Below are 6449 nucleotides of genomic sequence, written 5' to 3'. Positions count from 1 at the left end.
ATCGTGGCGCGGGTATCCATACTCATAGAGACGCCGGATAGATTTAAGCAAGCCAACCATACATCAAAATGAGTGTTGCAAAAACGGGGAAGACCATAGATTTGTTTCGCCGCTTAATGCTGATCCTTGCAGGCTATGGATCATTGATAACAATTAAACACTTTATCGATTGAATCGAGCGGGGTCAAATTTTTGCTTGATGATGGGATATAGAAGGATACGCCTTAAAAAACACCGGAATAGGCACCACCATCAATCAGGATATTTTGGCCCGTTATATAACCTGCATAATTACTACACAAAAAAGCACAATACGCACCAAATTCTTCGGGAGTACCAAACCGTCCAGCAGGGATTTTCTGGCTTCGTTGTATTGCTATACTTTCCGGTGAATCTCCGCATCTTGACGCTTTTTGTACAAATGTTTGTCTCAGACGATGGGTATCGAAAGCACCAGGTAATAGATTGTTTATGGTGACATTATTACTCATCAGCGCATGAGATTTTGCCAGACCACTAATGAAAGTTGTTAGCCCCCCTCGTGCTCCGTTTGATAATCCCAGCTCACTTTGAGGAGCTTTAACTGTTCCAGAAGTAATATTGATAATACGGCCAAAACAGCGATTAACCATTTTATCAGTGACAGCCTGAATCAGACTGATTGGGGTAAGCATATTAGTATTAATGGCCTGATACCATATTTCACGAGTCCAGTCGGAATAAATACCTGTTGGTGGGCCACCCGCATTTGTGACAAGGATATCCACTACAGGTGGTGTATTCAGCACAGCATCCTGAATTTCTGATTGTGTTATGTCACCTGATATCCATTTTACGGATATAGCAGAATTTATATTTTGAAGCTGCTGTGCCGCCACTTTCAGTTGTTCAGATCTTCGCGCGTTAATAACAACATTTACACCTTCTGCAGCTAGTGCTATAGCGCAAGCAAATCCTAAACCTTCGCTGGCTGCACATATGACAGCCCAGCGACCCGCGATTCCAAGATCCATATTCTCTCCGTTAGTGTGATAGTGAAGATAACATTATCAATTTTGGTTGCTCTATAAGCGCCGGTTTTTTGTTTCGGATACCCTATACTGAGTAAAGGTAATGAAAACAAAACAAATCAAGGCAAGAATGAAAAGTCCCCACATTAAACCAGCTGCTGTTGTTGTATGCCCACTAGAGAAAAACCATAATACAATGGCTGCTCCGGCCATTTTTAGTGCTCCTTGTAAAGCACTGCCTGTTCCGGATAATTCTGTATGTCCATGCAAACTTATCCCAAGTAATAATGGAGAAGACAGTCCACATCCTAGCCCTACCGCAAAACTATAAATAATGATAAATTTAATCGACAATATCTGAGTAAAATAAATAAAAATGAGCGCCATCGCTGTAAACAACACTAATAAGGGAAGTGAAACTTTCAGAATTCTTTCAGGTGTGGAATGTGACAACCATTTTTTTGTCAGCAACGAACCTATTACGATCCCAGCAGAATAAACCATAAACAAATATCCATTCTGTGATGAAGATAATTCAAATTGTGTCTGGAATACAAAAGGGCTGGCAGTAAAATAACCAATGGTAATAGCAAACAAAACGGCAGAGACAACACTGTATACAACAAAATTAATGTCAGATAACAGAATTCGAAAACCTGTTATCCGGCCATTGTCTGTTGATTTCATCGGTGATGTTTCCGGCAACGTCATTTTTACAAAAAATGCACCTATCAGCATCATTATGGTAAGAGCTATAAAGTTAAACTTCCACGGCAGATATTCTGTAATATACCCCCCAATGACAGGTGCAAAAGCAGGCGAAACTTGTGATGCCATCGAAAAAATAGCCAGAGATTTAGATAATTCCGTCTTATCCCGGAAAGTATCACTGAGTATAGCTCTGCTAATAACCGGACACCCGCCTGCACCAATACCGGTCAGAAGCCGGAATAGAGATAGTGTGTGAAATGATTCAGCCGTAGAAGTCAGATAATTGCCGGTAGCGGAAAATAATAAGGAAAATACAATGACAGGAATGCGGCCGTGTTTATCGGAGAGAGGCCCATAAAAAAGTTGGGATACAGCGAAACCAACGAGATAATAAACAACAAGGCTTTGTGCCTGATTGTCAGTAATTTCGAGTGCGGTTTTTATTATAGGCAGTGCCGGATTATAAAGGTCTATAGAAAATAATCCCAATACCAGTATAATGCACGAATTGATGATAATGAGTTTTGACTTCATGCCTTTTCACCTTTCATACGAGTGGGAACGCTTTTATGCGTTTGTTATATTCTTTATTTGGCGTTGTGTGTTGGTTGTCACATTTAATTTCAATCAAGAATGGGCTGTTCTGTTGCATAATTTCGGCAATACATTCCTGTAATTGATCAGGAGAGTTTACACACAAACAGTTTAACCCTAATCCTCTCGCCAATTGACACCAATCATAATCAGGAATTCTTGTTAGATCTGTTTTGTTATCTTTATTATTAAAGTAGCTTGCAGCATAAGATGCATTATTAAAGACAATGAAAAGTATATTGCGATGGTATTTTGATGCTGTGGCTAACTCCATTCCCTGCATTAACATACAACCGTCACCTGTTATAACCATACATTTTCTCTCTGGAGCAGCAAAGCTGGCTCCTATCCCTGCTGGGATACTCCAGCCCATAGGGCCAAGTGTGGTTGCTGATATATAGGCTTCAGGTCTGCGGGCGATCCAGTGATGGCCAAAAAACGATCGATGCACTCCAGAATCAACACTGACTATTCCATTTTCCGGAAAATGTTTCTGGAGAATATTGATATAGGATGCTGGGTGTCTTGTTGCATCGCCTGTTGCGCTAAAATCAATAGGGAAATACTTGGGAATTGTACTGAGATACTGTAACCATTTCTCCCGTTTGGAGCGGCCTTGAATGAGGATATTAGGGTAATGTTCATCAATAGATTCCAGAAATGCACTACTGTTTGCTGTGATCCCACAAGTGATATCAAGGTATTTACCAAGATATTCGGGATTAGTATCTACCTGAATCGTTCTACCAGAAAGTTGTAAATCTGGAGACCATAACATAGTGCTCCATTGAGTGGTATCCATTCCCAATAAGATAATACCTTCCAACTCTGGATTCTTAAATGCTTCAATCGCTCTGGGACTACCTGAATAACCATAAATACCGAGCGACAGAGGATGATCTTCTGGAAATATCCCTTTACCACTCAGCGTTGTTGCCACTGGGAAATGATACTTTTCTGCAAATGCTAACAGTGTATCAGCGGTTTCAGATGTTTTACTGCGTAACCCCGCGAGAATGATGCACTTATGGGTTTTACTCATAAAATTTTCAAATTCGGGTGAACGTATCTTATTGATATCGACAGGACGATTTTTCCAGGAATCAGAAATGCTTGAACTAATGTCGGGGCGATTTTCATCATATTCATTTAAAATTTCCTTACTGACTCCCAGATACACAGGACCTCTTTCAATTCCTTTCATTGCCCGGAGTGACTCTCTCAGAAATCGACTGATTGATTGACCAGCTTTAATTTCAAATGTCGCGCGAGTCACCGGAGAAAAAATTGCTTGTTGGTTAATGCCAGATTGGGTACTGTCCTGTAATACATTGTGCATTTCCATTGCTGAAGAAATTTGGCCAGCTAAGAGTAAAACAGGAAAATTATCTGTGTAGGCAGAAGTTATGCCTGTCAGAGTATTTGTAACACCTGGACCACCAATGGCTAGACATATACCAAAATTGTCAGAGACACGAGCATATCCTTCTGCCATATAAGCAGCCCCCGTTTCGCAGGCGGTGACTACCGGAACAGGAAAAATATCTAATACTGAATCATTATCTTTCGGGTAACATTTCATGAATGCATTAATGAGCTTACCTGGCACCATGAAGAAATGAGAGGCACCTAACTGGCGTAGCTGCCTCAATATATAAGATGCTCCATTTTCTTTCTGCCCATCATTTGAATATGTCATAGCTCATAGCCCTATAAAGTGTATATTTTGCGTTTTCATTATTTTTAATGAATCCTCATGAAATGAGTCCGGGTATCGGACATTGGGCATATCTGCAAAATAAGATTTTGGGCTTTTGGGGAGATAATCGGAAACATGCATACTATGTTGAGCACGATCCCGAAGGTATTGTAGGTATGGTTCGTTATGTTGTTCTGAGGCAGAGACTGTCCATTGTAATGCTAATTTGGTGTTGTCAGGCGCCTTATCAGGATAAGTGCTTCTATGAGTTATTCTGTTATCCCAGAGAATAAGATCACCTGCTTTACTCATGATAACTTTTTCGTATGCTTGTGGAGTATTCAACATACTTTTCACAGTGGCTTGATCTAGCCGATGAGAAAAGGGGATTAATGTTATTCCCCCTCCATGATCAGGATCATTATCCTGCAAATAGATAGCACATTGCATAAATTGTAAGTGTGTATCAGGATTTATTACCTCATCAGATAAAAAATAGGCATCATTGTGCCAAGGGATATAAACACTTTCCCGAATCGTAAAATTAGGGAATAAAGAAAAATTTCTGCCAAAAATCTCCTTGATCGCCATAACTGCTTTATCATTCAAAATAGCATGAAATATTTCAGTGTTTTTTAATATGTCTGTTGGAAGAAGAGTTGAAAGATCATTTATTTCAGAGGTTTTTTTATAAAAATCTCTGATAACTTTAATCTCTCCTTTGCCTATTATTTCAGGTATTACAACATAACCCTGTTCGTACATTTTTTTGGTGATATTCATATTGATATCCTCAATAAACTTAATAAGCTGACTCAGATTGGTAAATCATTTCTTTGAATGTAATACCAAGTTGTTCAAACTCTTTGAAGAAAGAAGGGAATGAACAATGGACATCTTCATAACCATCAATGTAATTAGTCTGTTGACAACGTAATGACGCTACAAATAAAGACATAAAAATACGATGATCTCCCCAACTGGAAAGTCTACAATTTCCAGAATAGGATGATGTGCCATGAATTTCGAAACCGTCATAAACATCATTTATAATCAAGGGTTGAATGTTAACACCCAATTTTAGTAACTCGTTTACCATTGCTTTTATTCTTGGCGATTTATGAAGACGGGTTATAGATCCCCCGGTAACTCTGAAACAGCCATTGACATAAATTCCTATTGAAGCTAGCGTAGGTACAATATTAGGGCAGTTACTGACATTAAATTCATAGTTTCCAGTTAGTAGACCTTTTCTATTAATCAACCTAATTTCGTTTTCTTGATCATTTCTAATGACTTCTACTCCCATTTCTTCAACAAATGCCAGAATAGCCTGCTCACCTTGTAAGCTCTTACTATTGATATTTTTAAGTGTCAAGTCACATGGAAATAAAGTTGCCACCGCAACCAGGTAAGAACACGAAGTGTAATCGCCTGTTATTATATATTCAGCAGGACTATATTCACCAGGGAATACCGTAATTTTGGAGAAATTTTCATTATGCTTAGATTTAATTCCGGCTATTGCAAGAACTTCTAATGTCTGTCGAATATAGGATAATGATAGGATCTCCCCTTTGATTTTTACTGTAGTACTTTTTTTAGCAAGGGGGGCTGCGAAAAGTATCGCTGTAATAAATTGGGAGCTAATGTTTCCTTCGATTTCGCATTCCCCACCAATATACCCACCCCAATTGATGAAAGGTGCTTTTCCGTTCATATGAACACTGGTAATGTTTCCACCCAATTCAACAAGTGAATTCAGTAAAGGCTCCATCACACGAGTTCTGAGAGTAGCATCACCCGATATCACAGCGGGAGTATCACTGTAGCAAGTAAGGGCGGTTATTACACGGAAGACTAGCCCCGAACCGAGAGCGTCAATGACTTTTTTTTCAGGACTAATTTTACCACCAGTTCCATAAATAATTAATCTTCGCGGCTCCTCAATAATTCTGGCTCCAATACTGCGACATGCTTCCTTCATTGTACTGGTTTCCAGACAACGTAAGTCATTATTAATAATTGACTTACCATCAGCCAAGCTGGCAGCCAGAATAGCTCGTTGAGTTTCTGGCTTCGATGAGGGTATATAAGCGGAATGAAGAATATAATTAGATGGATTAACAGCCAAGTATTTTAACGGCAACATAATTTTACTTTTCCTTTCATAATAATAGCATTGTAGATAAATGAAATACTCCGTTTTTTTGTAATTTTGTAAGTAAGTATTTATAAAACAAAATATGAAATGCATTCTTATGTAATTTAATGATATTATTAAATTTTACTGTTTTTAAATTCCGTAAGATAGAGTTAAAAGATGCTTGGATTCGCATGATAAGTGCAATTTCTGAAAAAGGCGGTCAGTTGCTATAGTAGGCATCTTTCTCGCCAAAGGAAAATGCACTATGACCTATAAACAACTGACCGAA

General features: G+C 38.8%; 5 protein-coding genes. All 5 read right to left on the bottom strand.

The features are described from left to right. Nucleotides 1-224 precede the first annotated feature (224 nt). From AAC854_RS20620 to aroA, 5 genes are read right to left on the bottom strand one after another with little or no spacing between them, the layout of a single operon-like run. Nucleotides 225-1013, bottom strand: a complete 789-nt coding sequence (locus AAC854_RS20620; RefSeq protein WP_340618738.1) for an SDR family oxidoreductase — start codon at nucleotides 1011-1013, stop codon at nucleotides 225-227. Between the two features lie 51 nt (nucleotides 1014-1064). Then, on the bottom strand, nucleotides 1065-2255 hold the full coding sequence (locus AAC854_RS20615) for a Bcr/CflA family efflux MFS transporter (protein ID WP_340618737.1): 1191 nt from the start codon (nucleotides 2253-2255) through the stop codon (nucleotides 1065-1067). Between the two features lie 13 nt (nucleotides 2256-2268). Then, nucleotides 2269-4014, bottom strand: a complete 1746-nt coding sequence (locus tag AAC854_RS20610) for a thiamine pyrophosphate-binding protein (RefSeq protein WP_340618736.1) — start codon at nucleotides 4012-4014, stop codon at nucleotides 2269-2271. Between the two features lie 3 nt (nucleotides 4015-4017). Then, nucleotides 4018-4797 carry a phytanoyl-CoA dioxygenase family protein gene (locus tag AAC854_RS20605; protein WP_340618735.1) on the bottom strand — a complete coding sequence of 260 codons (780 nt, stop codon included), beginning with the start codon at nucleotides 4795-4797 and terminating at the stop codon, nucleotides 4018-4020. 19 nt (nucleotides 4798-4816) lie between these two features. Further along, entirely contained in the window at nucleotides 4817-6166 is a 1350-nt protein-coding gene (aroA, locus tag AAC854_RS20600; RefSeq protein ID WP_340618734.1) for a 3-phosphoshikimate 1-carboxyvinyltransferase, read from the bottom strand. Nucleotides 6167-6449: the final 283 nt, after the last annotated feature.

This window comes from Xenorhabdus entomophaga (assembly GCF_037996725.1).
Classification (GTDB): Bacteria; Pseudomonadota; Gammaproteobacteria; order Enterobacterales; family Enterobacteriaceae; genus Xenorhabdus; species Xenorhabdus khoisanae.
The sequence above is the reverse complement of the archived record's forward strand: the minus strand, read 5'-3'. Positions and strand labels throughout refer to the sequence as shown.